The sequence below is a fragment of the Streptomyces marinisediminis genome (assembly GCF_026262575.1).
Taxonomy (GTDB): Bacteria; Actinomycetota; Actinomycetes; order Streptomycetales; family Streptomycetaceae; genus Streptomyces; species Streptomyces marinisediminis.
Window position 1 is genome coordinate 1 of the sequence record NZ_JAPKFL010000040.1, and the last position, 17,300, is coordinate 17,300.

9 protein-coding genes and 2 pseudogenes are annotated in these 17,300 nt (G+C 75.0%); 6 read left to right on the top strand and 5 right to left on the bottom strand.

Annotated features, from left to right (window positions below; genetic code table 11):
* Nucleotides 1-405 (bottom strand): FAD-dependent oxidoreductase (locus tag OSB71_RS22735; RefSeq protein WP_323055337.1); only part of this gene is annotated, 405 nt, incomplete at its 3' end.
* A 4-nt stretch (nt 406-409) separates the two neighbouring features.
* Nucleotides 410-979: a cysteine hydrolase family protein gene (locus tag OSB71_RS22740; RefSeq protein WP_265950677.1), complete on the bottom strand. Its 570-nt coding sequence runs from the start codon at nt 977-979 to the stop codon at nt 410-412.
* Between the two features lie 483 nt (nt 980-1,462).
* Between OSB71_RS22740 and OSB71_RS22745 the strand changes: the two genes are divergently transcribed.
* The 6 genes and pseudogenes from OSB71_RS22745 to OSB71_RS22770 all read left to right on the top strand — a co-directional run bounded on the left by OSB71_RS22745 (nt 1,463) and on the right by OSB71_RS22770 (nt 9,661).
* Entirely contained in the window at nt 1,463-2,695 is a 1,233-nt protein-coding gene (locus OSB71_RS22745) for a sensor histidine kinase (protein WP_265950678.1), read from the top strand.
* Nucleotides 2,692-3,366: a response regulator gene (locus OSB71_RS22750; protein WP_265950679.1), complete on the top strand. Its 675-nt coding sequence runs from the start codon at nt 2,692-2,694 to the stop codon at nt 3,364-3,366. The genes OSB71_RS22745 and OSB71_RS22750 overlap by 4 nt, the downstream gene beginning before the upstream one ends.
* Before the next feature lie 197 nt (nt 3,367-3,563).
* Nucleotides 3,564-4,451: an ABC transporter ATP-binding protein gene (locus OSB71_RS22755; RefSeq protein WP_265950680.1), complete on the top strand. Its 888-nt coding sequence runs from the start codon at nt 3,564-3,566 to the stop codon at nt 4,449-4,451.
* Between the two features lie 2 nt (nt 4,452-4,453).
* Nucleotides 4,454-6,999, top strand: a pseudogene (locus OSB71_RS22760) (FtsX-like permease family protein).
* Between the two features lie 53 nt (nt 7,000-7,052).
* A complete protein-coding gene (locus OSB71_RS22765; RefSeq protein ID WP_265950681.1) occupies nt 7,053-8,447 on the top strand; it encodes an MFS transporter in 1,395 nt (464 codons plus the stop codon).
* Nucleotides 8,444-9,661: pseudogene (locus OSB71_RS22770) on the top strand (FAD-dependent monooxygenase). The gene OSB71_RS22765 and the pseudogene OSB71_RS22770 overlap by 4 nt, the downstream one beginning before the upstream one ends.
* 214 nt (nt 9,662-9,875) lie before the next feature.
* Here the strand turns inward: OSB71_RS22770 and rph are convergent.
* From rph to OSB71_RS22785, 3 genes are all read right to left on the bottom strand, one after another.
* Nucleotides 9,876-12,512 carry a rifamycin-inactivating phosphotransferase gene (gene rph / locus OSB71_RS22775; protein ID WP_265950682.1) on the bottom strand — a complete coding sequence of 879 codons (2,637 nt, stop codon included), beginning with the start codon at nt 12,510-12,512 and terminating at the stop codon, nt 9,876-9,878.
* Between the two features lie 566 nt (nt 12,513-13,078).
* Nucleotides 13,079-14,110: a LacI family DNA-binding transcriptional regulator gene (locus OSB71_RS22780; protein ID WP_265950683.1), complete on the bottom strand. Its 1,032-nt coding sequence runs from the start codon at nt 14,108-14,110 to the stop codon at nt 13,079-13,081.
* A gap of 168 nt (nt 14,111-14,278) precedes the next feature.
* Nucleotides 14,279-17,179, bottom strand: coding sequence for a serine/threonine-protein kinase (locus OSB71_RS22785; protein WP_265950684.1), 2,901 nt, complete (start codon nt 17,177-17,179; stop codon nt 14,279-14,281).
* Nucleotides 17,180-17,300: the final 121 nt, after the last annotated feature.

The following is a 17,300-nucleotide window of genomic DNA, read 5'->3' on the forward strand; positions in this document are numbered from 1 at the left end:
CGACACTAGCCGCTCTCCTAGAGCGGTGCCCTCGACCGCTGCCGCAAGCCAAGCTGGAGCGGTCAGCCGGATGCCGCCGTCCATGGTTACGGTGACGTGATCGTCGTGGGCTCGCACTTCGGTGGCGTGCCGACCAAGTTCAAGGCGGCACCGTTCCGTGCTCATCAGCTCGGCAGCGATGGCGTCGGCCAGCTCCGGGCCGCTGGTGTAGCCCCCAAGGACGTTTCCCAGCGCCGGGACGCGGTAGAGGTTGCGGCACAGGGCTTCCCGCTCGATCAGGACAGAGCCCATGCCCACGCTCGCGGCCATGCGGGCGGCGGCGCAACCGGCTGGACCTCCACCGATGATGATCAGGTCGGCGTCCAGGGGGCCGACCGAACTGGTGCGGGGCGGTGTCACAGCCATGGGGCTATTCCAGCATCGCCGTCCCCTCGGGCGCGGGGAGTTGCCGCATCACGTCCTTGCTCGTGACGAGCTGCCCTTCACCGATCAGGCGACGCGCCACGACGAGTCCGGCGTCGTGGACGCCCGGACCGGCGTCGCTCGCACAGGCGTCGGTGACGATCCAGGGTGCGTAGCCGTGCTCGAAGGCGTCGGCTGCGGACTTGAGTACGCAGCTCTCGGTGGCGATCCCGCAGAAGACGAGGTCAGTCCACCCGGCCTGACGGATCAGGTCAGCGGCCTGTGAGGTCAACAGTGTGTAGCCGGTCTTGTCGATGACCGCGTGAGCCCGGGCGGCGTGGTCATCGAGTTCCGGGACGATGTCGGTCTCGGGTGGTGCCTGGAGGCGGTGCCACTGGAAGAACCGCTCGTATGGGCTGCCGGGGTGGTTGAAGTAACGGGTGAAGATCACCGGTCGGTCGGCGGCGGCCCATCGGGTCACCACGTCCGAGACCGCGGGAACGGCATGGCGGCTGTGGTGATTCACGAAGCCGTTCTGCATGTCGACCACGACCAAGGCCGCGCTGTCGATATCCATCCTTCGTCTCCCCTGCCCGGTGCTCCTCGCGCCTGCGGGGGTGGTCCCCTTGGAGGGTAGATCGTAGACGCCCTCAGTCCGTGCTCCCCGTGCCTGCGGGGTGGTTGCGGTGAGCAGTGGGTGCGGTCGGTGGCACACCGGCTTCGTCGACGCCCTCGGCACCGGTGGCCTGCTCGGGCAGCCGAGGGCCGGACCCTCGCGGACGAGCTCGCCTGGCCGGCCGCCACCCCGCCGACCTGGCGCCACGACATCCAGCACGGGGCCGTCGGCATGTCCGCCACCCGCCGTGGCCGTCCGCGCCGGGCTTTCGTACGACGGCGTCGTGGTCGGCCGTTTCCACGTCGTGCAGGTCGCCGGGAAGGGGCTGCCCGTGGCCCGGCGCCGCGCCGCCGCCGAGGGCAGGGGCCGGCGGCCGCGTCACGCCCCGAGCCCGCGTTCACCTCCGCGCCGCTCAGCGTCGAAGTCCCCCATAGGGTGGGGCTCATGACGCCAGCAGAGGAGGAACCTCCGCGCGCGCTGTTCGCGGGGGCTTCGCGTCGGTGGGTGCGGCTGCTGCCGTGGGGCGTGGCGTTCGTGCTGTGTGTCGCCCTGCTGCCCACCACCATCCAGGTGCTCAGCGCCGACTACGGCCTGCACGTGGGCGTCGCGAGCGCGCTGGCCGTCGCGCAGACGGCACCGCTGTTGCTCGCCGTCGTCAGGCCGCTGCGGGCCTGGTACGTGATCTTCGTCGCGGACGTGGCCGGGGCGCTCGCCCTGCTCACCCTCGACTTGGACGAGCGGCACCTGTGGCCGTTCCCGCCCATGGAGATCGTCGGGTACATCGGCCTCAGTCTCGCCCTCGGCCTGCGCGAGTCGCGCCGGACGCTGCTGCTGGTGTGGCTGGCGACGGCGGGGGCCAACGTCGGCCTGTTGTTCGTCGTGCCGGGCGGCGCGAGCGCCCAAAGCACCCTGCTCACCATCCTCAGCGGCGTCACGCTCCTGCTCGCCGGTGCGCTCCGCGAGCGGTACGAGGCGCAGCGCAGGCTGGCCGAGCAGGAGACGATCAGCGAGGCCGAGCGTGACCGGCGGACGCTGCTGGAGGAACGCGCCCGCATCGCGCGCGAGCTGCACGACGTGGTGGCGCACCACATGTCCGTCATCACGGTGCAGGCGGACAGCGCGGCGTACCGCCTCGACGGGCTGCCGCCGGACGTCGGGGAGGAGTTCACGTCCATCGCGGCGACCGCGCGCGAGTCGCTCGGCGAGATGCGGCGGATCCTCGGCGTGCTGCGGAACGAGGACGGGCACGGCGAGCTCGCGCCCCAGCCGGGCCTGAGCCGGATCGGGCAACTGGTGGAGGCGACGGGGCGGTCGGGCGTACCGGTGGAGTTCACCCCCTGCGACGCCGACGTGACCGACGCCGTGGGCCTCGCCGCGTACCGCATCGTCCAGGAGGCCCTCGCGAACGTGGTGCGGCACGCGCCGGGTGCTCCGACGCAGGTGTCGGTGTCACGGTCCGGTGCGGAGGGCAGCGCGCGGCTCACCGTCCTCGTCGTGAACGGGCCGCCGCCCAGGCCGCCCGCCGCGCCGCTGGAGAAGGGCGGCACCGGGCAGGGTCTCGTCGGCATGCGCGAGCGGGTGCGGCTCGCCGGCGGCACCCTCGACACGGGGCCGCTGCCGGGCGGCGGCTTCCGGGTCGCCGCACAGTTACCGCTGACCGGAGGGGACCTCACGTGACGACGCGCGTCATCATCGTCGACGACCAGGCCATGGTGCGGGCCGGCTTCGCCGCGCTGCTGGCCGCCCAGAGCGACATCGACGTGGTGGGCGAGGCCCCCGACGGTGCGCAGGGCGTCGAGCTGAGCCGGCGTACCCGTCCCGACGTCGTGCTGATGGACGTGCGCATGCCGGAGATGGACGGCCTCGAGGCCGCGCGACGCCTCCTGGAGCCCGGGCCGGGCGTGACGCACCGGCCGCGCGTCCTGATGCTCACCACGTTCGACGTCGACGACTACGTCTACGAGGCGCTGCGGGCGGGCGCGAGCGGTTTTCTGCTGAAAGACGCGCCGCCGGCCGACCTCATCGCGGCGGTCCGCGTCGTGGCCTCGGGCGACGCGCTGCTCGCCCCCTCCGTGACGCGCCGCCTCATCGCGGACTTCGCCCGGCAGCGTCCCGCCGCCCGGCGCAAGCCCGCGCTGCGGCTCAAGGCCCTGACGGAGCGCGAGACCGAGGTCCTCACCCTGGTGGCCCGCGGCCGGTCCAACAGGGAGATCGCGGAGATCCTGGTACTGGCCGAGCAGACGGTGAAGACGCACGTGAGCCGCGTCCTCACCAAGCTCGGCCTGCGCGACCGCGCCCAGGCGGTGGTCCTCGCGTACGAATCGGGGCTGGTGGCCCCGGGCGAGTAGGGACGGGCCCCTCCCCGGCCCCCCGCGTCCCGGGAGGGGGCCGGGCACGCCGCCGGCGGGGCGGGACAGGGCCGGGGCCCTCCGCCGCCCCGTACCGGGGTAGCACCTCCACATTGGCTCCCGGGTATGACGCCCGGCGCGCAGCCGCCCCCGCACACTCCACCCGATCGCACGAGAAGAGCGCGAAAGGGCGGAACATGAGGCTACGCAGCGGCAGGCGGCAGAAGGCGGACGACCGGTCGGAGGTCCCGGCCGCCACACCCGGTCTCGCGGTCGAACTGCGCGGTGTCCGGCGGCGGTACGGCCGCGGCGAGGGCTCCGTGCACGCCCTCGCGGGCGTCGACCTCGTGCTGCCCCGCGGCACGTTCACCGGGGTCATGGGCCCGTCCGGGTCCGGCAAGTCCACCTTCCTGCAGTGCGCGGCCGGACTCGACCGGCCGTCGGCGGGGTCCGTGCGCCTGGGCGGTACGGAGATCACGGGGATGAGCGAGAACGAGCTCACCGAGCTTCGCCGCAGTCGCCTCGGCTTCGTCTTCCAGGCGTTCAACCTGCTGCCGTCGCTCACCGTGGAGCAGAACGTGCTGCTGCCCCTGCGCCTGGCCGGGCAGCGCCAGGACCGGGGCCGGGCGTCCGCGGTGCTGGACCGGGTCGGGCTCGCCGGCATGGCGCGGCGCCGACCCGGCGAGCTCTCCGGCGGCCAGCAGCAGCGCGTGGCCGTCGCCCGCGCCCTGGTCACCAGCCCGGACGTGGTCTTCGCCGACGAACCCACCGGCGCCCTCGACACCGGCACCGCCACCGAGGCCCTCGGCCTGCTCCGGCACGCCGTCGACCACCTCGGCGCCACCGTCGTGATGGTCACGCACGACCCGGCCGCCGCCGCGTGGGCGGACCGCGTGCTCTTCCTCGCCGACGGCGCCTTCGCCGACGGCATCGGCGGCGGTACGGCGGACCAGATCGCGGCGCGGATGTCGGCGCTCACCGCCCGAACCGCCCGTACCGCCCGTACCGCCCGTACCGCCCAGACGGCCGACGCCGACGCCGACGCAGGCGCCGACGCGGGCGCGATGGCGGGGGCCGCGGCGTGAGGGTGCTGCCAGGCGGTCTGGCCCGCGCGGCCGTCCGCTTCAGGCCCGCGTCCTTCGCGGGGACCTTCGTCGCGCTGCTGATGTCCGCGCTGATCGTCTCGGCCTGCGGCATCCTGCTGGAGACCGGCCTGCGGGCGTCCGTGCCGCCGCAGCGGTACGCGGAGGCGCCGGTCGTCGCGGCGGCGGACCAGCACGAGTACGTCGTCACGGGCAGCGGCGAGGACCGCGAGAAGGAGGCGGTCCCGCTGCCGGACACGGCGCGGGTGGACGCCGGGTTGGCGAGGAAGGCCGCCGAGGCGCCGGGCGCGGCCACCGCCGGCCCGGACTTCACCTTCCCGGTCCGCACGGCGGACGACGCGGCGGACCGCCGGGCCGACTCCCGCGGACTGCCCGTCCCCGGCGGGGCGCTCACCGCGCACGGATGGGGCTCGCACGCCTTCACCGGCACCGCGCTGACCACCGGTTCCGCGCCCCGCGGGGGCGAAGTCGTGCTCGACGCGGGGACGGCGCACGCCGCGAGGGTCGCCGTGGGCGACACCGTCGCGCTGGTGACCGCCGCCGGGCAGCGGGACTTCCGCGTCGCGGGCGTCGCCGAGGCCGGGCCCGCGGACACCGCCCGGAACACCGGTGCCGCAGGCCCCACCGCCTAATTCGCCGACGCCCAAGCCCCGACCCTCGCGGGTCACCCCGGCAAGGCGGACGCCATCGCCGTGCTGGCGGAACACGGCACCGACGCCGACGCCCTCGCCGACTCCGTGCGGAAGGCCCTGGCCGGCTCCGGCGCCGAGGTGCACACCGGCGACGACCGCGGTGCCGTCGAGGCCCCGGGCCTCGCCTATGCCAAGGTGACGCTCTTCGGACTCGGCGGCTCCTTCGGCGGCGTCGCCGCCCTCGTCGCCGTCTTCACCGCGGCCGGGACCGTGGCCCTGTCGGTCGCCCAGCGGGCCCGCGAGTTCGCGCTGCTGCGCGCCGTCGGCGCCACCCCGCGGCAGATCCGCCGCACGGTCGCCGCCGAGGCGCTGCTCGTCGCGCCGCTCGCCGGGCTCGTCGGCTGTCTGCCCGGCGTCGGGCTCGCGCACTGGTGGTTCGGGCAACTGCAGGGCCGGGGCGCGGTCCCGGCGGCGGTGGACCTGCACGTCTCCGGGTTCCCCTCCTCATCGCCGTCGGCACCGGCGTGCTCACTGCGCTCGGCGCCGGCTGGACGGCCGGGCGCCGGCCCGCGAAGACCAAGCCGGGGCAGGCGCTCGCCGAGGCGTCCGTGGAGCGGCTGCGGCCAAGTGTGGTCCGTACCGCGCTGGGCCTGGGCGCCCTCGTCGGCGGCGCGGTCCTCACCGGTGTCTCCGCCGGCTCCTCGGGGAATGACGCGGCCGGCGCCGCCCTCGGCGTCGTCATGCTCTTCATGCTCGCCGTCGCGCTGCTCGGCCCGCCGGTGGCGCGGCTGTGCGCGGGCCTCTTCGGGCTCCCGCTGCGCGGCGCGGGCCCGGCCGCCTCGCTCGCGGCCGCCAACTCCCGTGCCAACGCCCGCCGCCTCGCCGCCGCGATCACCCCGATCGCGCTCGCCATGGCGTTCTCCTCGACCCTCGTCTTCACCCCTACGAGCGAGAGCCACGTCGCCGACCAGCAGCTCCGCGCGGGCATCACCGCGGACCACGTGGTCACGGACCCGGCCGGGCTGCCGGTGGACGCGGCAGAGCGCGCCGCCCGGGCACCGGGCGTGGCGGCGGCCGTCGGCCTGCTGCACACCCGGGTGCTGGTACCGGTCGGCTCCGGCGAGTTCGCGTCGTTGCAGGCCGCGGCGGCCCAGGGCGTCACCGGCTCCGGCGCCCAGCTCGCGAAGGTGCAGGACCTGGACGTACGCGAGGGCAGCCTGGACGGCCTCGGCGAAGGCCGTATCGCCGTCGACAAGACCCTGGCGGCCTCGGCGGACGTCGGCGTGGGCGACCGGCTCGCGCTCCACCTCCCCGACGGCACCGAGGCGCGTCCCGAGGTCGTGGCCGTCTACGGCCGGGGGCTCGGCCTCGCGGCGGTGACCATGGACCGGGCCTCCCTGGCCGGGCACGTCACGTCGGGCTTCGACGGCACGCTGCTGGTGCGCGGTGGCTCGGGCGAGTCGCTGACCGCCCTGGGCGATGTCACCGACGCCTCCGGCCACGCCACCGAGCGGGGTCTCGACGCGGAGGTGGGCGCCTGGGCCAACCACACCATGGCCGCGGTTCTCGGCGGCTTCGCCGCCGTCGCCGCCGTCAACACGCTGGTGATGACGGTCCTCGACCGCCGCCGCGAGCTGGGCACGCTGCGCCTGGTCGGCTCCACGCGGCGGCAGGTGCTGCGGATGCTCCGCTGGGAGGGCCTGCTGGTGGCCGCCGTCGGCGTGGTTCTCGGCTCCGCGATCGCCGCGGCCACGCTGATCCCGATGATGCGCGGCCTGACCGGCGAAGCCCCGTACGTGCCCCCGCTCGTGTACGGCGCCTTCGCGGCCGGTGCCGTCGGCCTGGCGCTGCTCGCGGTCACGCTGCCCGCGCGGGCGGCCCTGCGCCGCTGGTCGTAGCGCGTGCGTGCGACCGATCTCCCACTCGTCCGGCAAGCATGGAAAGGACGTCCATGTCCGTGACCACGGCACCCACGGCACCCCCGGTCCGCATCGGGAAAGCCGCTCTCGGGGCCCTCGGCATGCTGGCAGTCGCCACGGGTGCCCTGGAGTCGGTGGTGGCGCCGACGCTCCCGCTCCTGCAACGCGAGCTGGGCATGAGTCCGGCCGAAGGCGCGCTGCTCGGCATCGTGCTCCTCATCACCGGCGCGCTCATCACACCGGTCGCGGGCAGGCTCGGCGACCGCTACGGCGGGAAACGCGTCCTGATCCGGCTGATGGCGGTGGTCTCGGTCGGCGGCCTGGTGTCCGCCCTGGCGCCGAACCTGCCCGTGCTGCTGCTCGGTCAGGTCCTGCAGGGAGCGATGGTGGGCGCGCTGCCCCTGTCGTTCATCCTGGTGCGCAAACACCTCCCCGCTGGAGAGGCGAAGGTGGCCATCGGGGTGGTCAGCGGGTTGTTCGTCGGGGGCACGCTGTCGGCCGGGCCCGTGGCGGAAGGGCTGTCCCGGCACTGGATGTTCGCGCTGCCCACGTTCGCGGTCATCGCGTCCACCGTCGTGCTGAACCGGCTGATGCCGCCTGATCCGCCGGGCCGGTCGGAGGCCGTCGGGCTCGACTGGCCCGGCCTTCTGCTCCTGAGCGGCACGCTGATGACGCTCATGCTCGTGCTCTCCCTGGCGCCCGACCTCGGCTCGCGGCCACTCATGCTCGGCGCCCTCGTCGTGCTGCTGGCCGCCTTCGTCACCGGGTGGATCGCCGCCGAGCGCCGTGCGGCCTCGCCGATGATCGATCTGCGGCTGCTGGCACGGCCCGCGATGTGCAAGTCGTCCGTGCTGACGTTCGTGGTCTGCGTCGGCACCTCGCTGGCCGTCTACCTGGTCCCGCAACTGTTCGCGGTGCCCGCCGACGCGTACGGCTTCGGGGCCAGCGCCACCGAGATCGGCTTGTTCCTCCTCCCGGCCACCGTGGCCGCGACGCTGGCGGGGCCGCTCAGCGGCATCGGGGCACGGCGTTTCGGCTCGCGTGCCGTGGTCACCGCCGGGATCGTCCTCATGGCCGCCGCCCTGTTCGCCGTGGCGACGGTGCACACCGAGAGCTGGCACCTCGTCATCGCCAAGGCGGCGATCTCGCTCGCCAACGGCCTGTGCGTGACGGCGATGGTGACCAGCACCGCCATCTCCGTCGATCCCGGGGACACCGGCATCGCCACCAGCCTGGTGCTGGTCACCCGCGTCGTCGGTTACGCCGTGGGCGCGCAGCTCGGTGGCGCGATCCTCACCGCCGGGACCCCTCCCGGGTCGGGCGTCCCGGCCGAATCGGCCTTCGTCACCGGCTTCGTCATCGCGGGCGCCGTCACGGCACTGGCCCTGCTCGTTTCCCGCACGATGGACAAGGGAGTCAAGGAATGACCCACACCGGCCTGTGGCGAAACGTCCGTACGACGCCGAGGCGCACGGTGCTGATCTCCGGTGCCGGCGTCGCGGGGCCGGCACTCGCGTTCTGGCTGAACCGCTGCGGATTCGCCGTCACGGTGGTCGAGAAGGCGCCCACTCCGCGCAGCGGTGGCTACCCCGTGGACGTGCGCGGCACCGCGCTCGACGTCGTCCAGCGGATGGGAATCCTGCCGGAACTCCGCGACGCGCACATCGACCTGCGTCGGCTGACCTTCCTCGACGGAGACGGCGGCGAAGTGGCCTAGCTCCACCCGCACGCCGTCACCGGCGGCGTCGCGGGACGGGACCTGGAGGTGCGGCGCGGAGACCTGACCGGCGCTCTCCACGCGGCGGTCCGTGACGACGTGGAGTTCCTGTTCGACGACTCCGTCGACACCCTCGACCAGACCGGCCACGGGGTCGACGTCACCTTCCGCGGAGGCGGCGGGCGCAGGTTCGACATGGTGTTCGGTGCGGACGGCCTGCACTCGCGTACCCGGCACCTCCTGTTCGGCCCCGAGGAGCGCTTCCACCGGTACCTCGGCTACTCCTTCGCCGGATTCACCATGCGCAACACCCTCGGGCTCTCCCACAAGACCGTGATGTGGAACACCCCGGGCAGGGCCGCGGCGCTCTACGCCGCGGGGGAGGACGACGAGGTGCACGCCCTTCTGACCTTCGCCCACCGGGAGCCGCCCTTCGACGCGATCCGGGACCCGGAAGCCCGACGGGACCTGGTCGCCACGGTGTTCGCCGACGCGGGGTGGGAGGTCCCGGGCATGCTCGCCGCCCTGCGCGACGCGGACGACCTGTTCTTCGACGGTGTCAGCCAGATCCGCATGCCCCGCTGGTCCCGCGGCAGGGCCGCGCTGGTGGGCGACGCCGCGTACGCGCCCTCGTTCCTCACCGGACAGGGCTCCAGCCTCGCGCTCGTCGGCGCGTACATGCTCGCCGGTTCGCTGGCCGACCGGGACCACGCCGCCGGCTTCGCCGCGTACGAACGCCACACCCGTGGGTTCGTGACCGTGAACCAGGACCAGGTCGGCGAGGGCGACGCCGCCCTCTTCCCGACCACACCCCGGGCCCTGGCGCGGCGCAACGACATGCTGCGCGACCTCAGCGCCCTGCCCGCCACGACGGGGCGCCCGGCCCATTCGGCCCTCACCCTGCCCGCATTCTCGCGCCCCTGACGCGAGGGCGAGCGGCCTGGTGCAACCGGCCGGCGGTTCGGCCTCCACCGCCGGCACCGGCCGTGGGGCGCGCCCCGGGCTCGGCTGCCGGGGGAAGGGCTCGGGGTGCCGTGATCGCGGCCCGGGCTGGTCGTTCGTCTGCTCACGCTTCCCCGTGCCGGGCCCGGGTTACGGCGTGCCCGTCGCGGGGGCGGGGCGGCGTGGGGTGCGGGGGTCAGGTCGGGGGGAGGGGTTCGAGGTATCCGTCCGTTCCGTTCACGCGGATCCGCTGGCCGTCCTGGATGAGCTGGGTGGCGCGGTCCACCCCGACGACGGCCGGCAGGCCGTACTCCCGTGCGACGACCGCCCCGTGGGTCATCAGGCCGCCGACCTCCGTCACCAGGCCCGCGGCCGCGACGAACAGGGGCGACCAGCTCGGGTCCGTGTGGGCCGTGACCAGGATGTCGCCCGGTTCGAGAGCGGCCTGCGTCATGTCCAGGACGACTCGGGCTCGCCCTTCCACGGTCCCGGCGGAGACGGGGAGGCCGGCCAGCGCGCCGGTTGGCAGGTCGCGGCGTCGGTACGCCCCGGTGAGGGCTTCGCCGTCCGACGTGAGCACCCTCGGCGGCGTGAGTGCCTGGTGGGACCTGAACGCCTCCTTGCGCCGGCGGATCAGCTCCTGGTCGACCCGGTGCGTGCGCACGGCGTCGTGGAGCTCCTGGAACCGCAGGTAGAAGACGTCCTCCCGCTCCCGGAGTACACCGGCGCGCACGAGGCGCCCGGCCTCGTCCAGCAGGGCCCGCTTGTACACGAAGTAGCGGCTGACCATGCCGTACTTCGGGTACTCGCGGTAGCCGGTGAACGTCCGGAGGCGGTCGATCATCCGCTGGGTCTCCTGGGCCTTCCGCTCTCCGTCCGGCAGGGCCCGCAGCCGCTCCAGCAGTTCCTCCTCCTTCCGCCGCGCCTCCTGCCGCCCGCGCGCGAAGCGGCGCTCGGCGGCGCCCGGGTCGAGGTTCTCGACGTGGGAGAGGAGCATGGGCAGCAGCATGGTGGGGCGTTCGCTCCAGCGCGGCCTGGTGATGTCGATCTCTCCGACGCAGCGCATGCCGTACGTGTCGAGGTAGGCCGTGATGGCGTCGCGCGCTTCCCGTCCGCCGTCGACCCCGGTCAGTTGGTCGAGGAAGCCGTCGTCCTCGGCGTCGCGCAGGAAGGCGACGACGTCCGGGTGCGGCCGGATCGCGTCCGCGACGTCGAGGAGCGCCAGCCCCATCTCCGAGGTGACGTTGTGGGGGACGGACTGCGCGAGCGTGTCGGCCGCGTTCCTCTCGCCCAGCCACTCCCGCAGCCGCTCGTTGAGCCACCACGTCGCCTCCATCCCCGCCGTGACCACCCGCAGGCTCTCCGGGTCGAACAGAAGGCGCTTCAGCTCCCGGACGTCGGCCCGGATGAAGTCGAGCAGGGCACTCCCGGACTTCGTCCGGACGGCGCGCCGCAACGCGGCGACGGAGGCCTGGCCGCGCGCGATCAGCGCGGTGACGAGGGCCGGATCGGTCTCGACCGGGGCCGGCGCGGCGGCGGGGTCGGGCTCGCCGGGGCCCTCGTCCGGGCGGGTCCGGACGAAGTCGCCGCGTGCGAGCACGGTCTCCAGCGCGTCCCGGATCAGGGGGTCGGAGCTCCCGAGGGCCTGGAGGACGTCGGCGCGGCTCGTCGGCGACGCCAGCCGCTCGGTGACGTCGACGAACAGCCTCCCGCCGGCCTCGCACATCGGGCGGGGCGTCGTCATCTGCCACAGGGAGAGCCCCAGCGGCCGCATGGCGTCGGTCATCATCTGCTGGTGACCGACGGAGACGTAGACGTGGTTGGCCCGGTCACCGACCTCCGGGACGGGGAACAGCGTGGTGATCGGCCGGCTCTGCACGATCCGGAAGTCGTCGTCGACCAGGCACCACTCGACGTCCTGCGGGCGGCCGAAGTGCGCCTCGATCCGTCGGCCCAGCCGCGCGAGCCGCACCACCTGCGCGTCCGTCAGCGCGGGCCGGTCCTGCCACGCCGCGTCGATCGGCCGCGGCCGCGTTCCGCCTGCGGGCGAGGCGTGGACGGCGCGCTGCTTGGTGACGACCGTCCTGGCGACGACCTCGCCGTCGCGCACCCGGTAGACGTCGGGGTTCACCAGGCCGGAGACCAGGGCCTCACCGAGCCCGAAACCGGCCTCCACACACGTGACCTTCCGGTCGGAGGTGACGGGGTCGGCCGTGAAGAGGACGCCGGACGCCCGCGGGAAGACCATCCGCTGCACGACCACGGCCATGTGGACCTGCCGCTGGTCGAAGCCGTTCCGCAGGCGGTAGGCCACGGCCCGTTCGGTGAACAGCGAGGCCCAGCACAGGACGACATGCCGCAGGACCGCCGCCGGACCCACGACGTTCAGGTACGTGTCCTGCTGACCCGCGAAGGAGGCCCCCGGCGAGTCCTCCGCCGTCGCGCTCGACCGGACGGCGTAGGCGGCCCGCTCACCGCACCGCAGGAGCGCGCCGCCGATCGCCGCCGCCACCTCGTCGGGGACGGCGATCCCCTCGACGGTCCGCCGGATCTCCGCGCTGCGCGTGCGGATCGCCTCCCGGTCGTCCGGGTCCAGGCGCGACAGCTCGTCCAGGCGGCTCCCGATCGACGGCGCGTCCTCCAAGATCCGCCGGAAGGCGTCCGTCGTCACGCAGAAGCCGGCCGGCACGCGCACGCCGTTCATGCGCGACAGCTCCCCCAGGTGCGCGCCCTTGCCGCCGGCGACCGCGACCTGCGTCCGGTCGATCTCCCGGAGGTCCAGCACGTAACGGCCCGTCCGCCCACCACTGTGCATCCGTCCACCACTGTGCATTCGCGCATCCTTTTCTTCGGCCCGATCCGGGCCTCTCGCTTTTCGTTCGCCCCCGCGGGCCCCGCTCCACGCGTGCGGCCCGCCGTGAATTCCGGGCGTGGCTTTCCGCGTCGGGACGGTCGACCACCGGCTCGTGGCGCGTCGCCCCCGTGGTCGGCGCGTCGTGCGAGCTCACGGAGTCGCCGGTCCACGGCCGACCCAGGCCGCGGCCACGCCGGTCCTGGAACTCTCCGTGCGGCGACCCGTACGTCGACGACGACGCGCGCATGGCGCGGTTTCGTCATTCCGCGGCTTCCCGCTCTGGCCGGTCATTCTGCGCCACAATCCGGGCCTTGCCGCAAGCCCCCCGGTGCGCTATAAGTTAAGAGTGGCAAGGAGCGGTTTCTCTCTCCTTGCCCTTTGTCATTACCGGAGGCGTTCGCCCGAATGGGGTTCGGCCCCCGGCTTCAGGAGGGGAATTCCGGCGAGCGGCCCCGGCGGCGCTGCGCTCGCTCCGCGTCCCGGGAGGGCGTGCCGCGCCGGGGCGTCGGCGAGGCCACCTCCGTGCTCGCGCCGCCGGGCGGCGCTCAGTCCGCCGCGGGCCCGCGGGGTTCGGTGCTGGAGGCGCGGGCGACGAGTTCGGGGGCGAGCCGCTGGGATTCCGCCGGGCCGCCGGAGAGCCGGCGCAGCAACTGCTGGACGGCGGCCCTCCCGAGCCCTGCCATCGGTGAGCGGACGCTGGTCAGCGGTACCGGTAGTTCCGCCGAGACCGGGATGTCGTTGAAGCCGGCCAGCGCGACGTCCGCGCCGACGCGCAGCCCGAGGTCGCGCGCCGCGCCCATCGCGCCGATGGCCGCGAGGTCGTTGACGGCGAACAGCGCGGTGGGGCGTTCGGCGGCGCCGAGCAGCGCGGTGGCCGCCGCGCGGCCGCCACGGGTGTCGAAGGCGCAGTGCCGCACGGCGTGGTCCGGCAGCGGGAGGCCGGCCTGCCGGTAGCGCGCGACGAACCCGGCGGTGCGGTCGGCACCGGTGCTGGCGAACGGCTCGCCCGCGATCACCGCCACCCGCCGGTGCCCCAGCGCGAGGAAGTGCTCGGCCACCAGCCGCCCGCCCAGGTGGTCGTCGCAGGTCACCGCGGGGTACTCCGCCGAGCTGCGGCGGTTGACCAGGACGAACGGCGTGCCCCGCAGCGCCGGGTCGGTCAGGGCGGCGCCGTCCAGGTGCGCGTCACCGACGATCAGCCCGTCCACGCGGCGGCCGAGCACCATGGCGATCCGCTCGCGCTGCGTGTCCGGGTCGTCGTGCGTGTTCGTGACGAACGTGGAGTAGCCACGCGCTGTGGCCTCCTCCTCGATGCCCTCGTAGATCGTGGCGACCACGACCTCGGACATGCGCGGGAAGAGCACCCCGATCAGGTTGCTCCGACGGGTCCGCAGGCTCGCCGCGTGGGGGTTGGGCCGGTAGCCCAGCTCCGCGGCCAACTCCCGGATACGCCCCGCGGTCTCCGCCGACGCCGCCCGCTCGCGCGCGGCCGGGGGGCCGTGCAGCACCCGCGACACCGTGGAGACGTGCAGCCCCAGCCGGTCCGCGATCCCCCGCAGCGTCACCGAACCGCCCATACGGACCCCCTTCCCACCACCGGAGCGGACGTACCGGCGGGCTGCCGCCTCCTCGCGCCGTTCCGCCGGGCCCCATTGTCGCGCAGCCCCTGCGCCCGGCGCCCACGCCGCCGGGGCCGGGCTCGCCGTGGCGCGCCCTGGGGCCCCTGGTTCCGGCCGGTGGGCGGGTCAGCGGCCGGTCAGCGCGTCGAGGAGCTCCCCGCCGACCACGACCCGGCCGTTCACCATACGGCCGACGCGCTGTGCCTGGAGGCCGCGGGTGACCAGGTACACGTCGGGCGAGACGGCTCGGGCGGGGTTGCCCGCTCCCGCGTGGAGATCGGCCGCGACCCGGGTGAGGGTGCCGGCGAGGTCGGTGACCGTGGCCGACCGGGCGGGGGCGGCCAGGAGGTCGCCCATCCGCGGCACGCACAACAGGATCGCCTCCGGCGCCGGGTCGCCGAACAGGGCGGTCGGCAGCCAGTCGAGGACTGCCGCGCGCGAGGCGACGAAGACGTCGTCCGGGTGCCACAGCTCCACGATCACGTCCCCGTCGCCGGTTTCGGTACGCGTCGAACGCACCCCTTCGAGCTGGGACACGTTCCGGATCGCGGCACCCCACAGCCGCTCCAGCTCGTCGAGGGAGAACTGGTCGGGCTCGGGAAAGGAGACGTCGTCTCCGCGCCGTATCGCCAGGGCCGACTTCAGCCCGGGCAGGAGCTGCCGGTTGACGCGCTCCAACCGGCGCGGGAAGCGGTCGGGCGGCAGGAAGACCGGGTGCACCGTCTCCAGGACGTCGCCGATCGTCGCCGCCGGTGGCCGTGGTGCGGGCGCCGTGGCCCGCGCGCGGCGGGTCGCCGGCCCCTTCCCGCGTCGGCCGAACCTCCACCTCATGCTGCTTCTCCTCGTGTCGGGTGCGGTCGTCCGTGGGCCGCGGTCCGTCGCCGGGGACGGGCCGCCGGTGTGGTGGGGGCCGGGCGCACCGGTTCCGGGCCGTCCGGCCGCCGTCCGGCTCCGCGGTGGTTCCGGGTCTCCCGCCCGCGCTCGCGGGCCGGGCAGCGGAGAACCTCCCGTGCCGGGCCGGCCGGCCTGCTCGGCCGCACGCCTGCGCCAGACCTTCGCCTGCCTGCTCCACGGCGCGAGCCGTGGGTGCGCCTCTCCCCAGCGGGCGACCGCGGACTCGACGACCTCGGCGTACAGCTCGGCCGCCCCGGCCGCGTCACCGGCGTCGCCCGTCAGACCGGCCAGGCTCGCCCGGGCCTGTAGCGCCTCCAGGCCGTCCGCCCCGTAGCGCGCGCACGCGCGGGGCAGCAGCTCCGCGTAGACGCGCAGCGCCGCCCGCGGGTCCCCCGCCGCGTCGAGCGCGTACCCCTGCCCCTCCAGCGCCGCCAGGGTGAGGCCGTGCCCCGGGCCCAGCCGCCGCCCGCAGTCCCGGTACAGGGACCGGAACCGCTCGACGGCGCGCGGGGCGTCGAAGTGGTGCGTCCAGTACGCCTGCTGGTGCCGCCACTCCCCCACGCGTTCGTGCTCGTCCCGCGTCGCGGGCGGGGAGACCGCCGCGAGCAGCCGGGCGTACTCGTCCGCAGCGGACCTCACCCGCCCTGCCCGCCCGTACAGCTCCGCCAGTTCCGCGCGTGCGGCGGCGAGCTCCCACCCGTCGGGCGGCCACGCGGCGGGCGCCCCGGCCATGCGCCGCAGCACGTCGAGCTGCTGGAGGAGCGCTTCTTCCCGGCTGCCCGCGCGGGCCAGCCACGCCGCGCGCAGCCGCCGCAGCTCCAGCGCCTCGGGGCTGTCGGGGCCGACCGCCACGGCCGCGGACTCCACGAGCTGGGCCAGTACGAAGGCGGCACGCGCCGGGTCGCCCGCTTCCCCGTCCCAGCGGGCGGCCTGGCCGCGCAGCGCGAACACCTCCGGGTGTTCGGCCCCGTAGAACTCCTCGGCCTCTTCCGCCAGTTCCGTGAACGCCCGGTGCAGCGCCACCGCATCGCCCCGCGCGGGGCCGCCCGTCCCCGGCGTCGGACCGGCTCCGGCCACCGCCGCGGCACGCTCCCGCAGCCGCGCGACACGCTCCCGCAGCCGCTGGTCGGCGGCCCGGTCCAGCACGGCGCCGAGGGCGCGGGCGTCCGGCACCGCACGCAGCACCGCCTGCCCATAGGACGCGACGGCCGCGCGCGACCGGCCGTCCAGCGCGAAGGAACCGGCGGCCACCCCCAGCCGCGCGGCGAGTTCGCCGGGGGCCGGACGGTCGGCGGGCACCGGGGCGAGGCACGCGGCGACCGTCTCCCGCACGCCGGGCGCCAACGCGGACAGGTCCGGGCGGCACTCCAGCGTGAGCCGCCGCAGCTCGGCCGCTCCCCGCCCGCGCCACGGCAACCGTCCGGTCGCCACGTAACACAGCAGCACCCCCAGCGAGAACACGTCGGCGGCGCCCGTCACTCGGCCCGCGCCGGTGAGCTGCTCGGGGGACATGAAGCCAGGCGTCCCCCACACCTCCCCCGCGGTGAGCGTGTTGCCCTCGGTGCGGGCGATACCGAAGTCGATCACCCGGGGTCCGTCCGCGGTGAGCAGCACGTTGCCCGGCTTGAGGTCGCGGTGGATCACCCCCGCCGCGTGGATGCCGGCCAACGCCTCCCCGAGCGCCGCGCCGAGCCCCCGCACGGCGCTCTCGGGCAGCGGACCGAGCCCGTCGACGACGCGCCGCAGATCCGGGGCGGGCACGAAGGCCTGGGCCAGCCAGGGCGCCGCCGACTCGACGTCGGCGGCTGTCACCGGCACCACGAACGGGCTGCGCACGCGGCGCGCGGCCTGCACCTCGCGGGCGAACCGACGGCGCATCCGCTCGTCGCCGAGCAGCTCGCTCCGGAGCGACTTGACGGCCGCCAGCACCCCGTCGGGCGCGACGCACAGGTACACCTCGCCCATCCCGCCCGCGCCCAGCCGGTGCGCGATCCGGAACGGCCCGAACCCCGTGCGCACCGTCGGCGCTTCGGCGTCCACCGCCGCCGCCCGCGTCCACGCCGGCGGCGTCAGGCCCGCGTCCTCGGCCCCGAGGTAAGCCTGCCACCGCGTCGGCTCCGGTTCCCGTCCCACACCCACCCCCGACCCGGCGGCTCCAACAGCGGTGCGCCCGCGCGCACTTGAGCCACGCCGGTAACGAGGTTGGCACGCCCAAACGTCTGGCGCAATCGATTGGGCACGGCAACCGCGCCCG

Excerpts from the sequence above, each read along its gene's own strand:
- OSB71_RS22740 (WP_265950677.1), bottom strand. The coding sequence starts at position 979 with ATGGATATCGACAGCGCGGCCTTGGTCGTGGTCGACATGCAGAACGGC.
- OSB71_RS22745 (WP_265950678.1), top strand. The coding sequence starts at position 1,463 with ATGACGCCAGCAGAGGAGGAACCTCCGCGCGCGCTGTTCGCGGGGGCT.
- OSB71_RS22755 (WP_265950680.1), top strand. The coding sequence starts at position 3,564 with ATGAGGCTACGCAGCGGCAGGCGGCAGAAGGCGGACGACCGGTCGGAG.
- OSB71_RS22765 (WP_265950681.1), top strand. The coding sequence starts at position 7,053 with ATGTCCGTGACCACGGCACCCACGGCACCCCCGGTCCGCATCGGGAAA.
- rph (WP_265950682.1), bottom strand. The coding sequence starts at position 12,512 with ATGCACAGTGGTGGACGGATGCACAGTGGTGGGCGGACGGGCCGTTAC.
- OSB71_RS22780 (WP_265950683.1), bottom strand. The coding sequence starts at position 14,110 with ATGGGCGGTTCGGTGACGCTGCGGGGGATCGCGGACCGGCTGGGGCTG.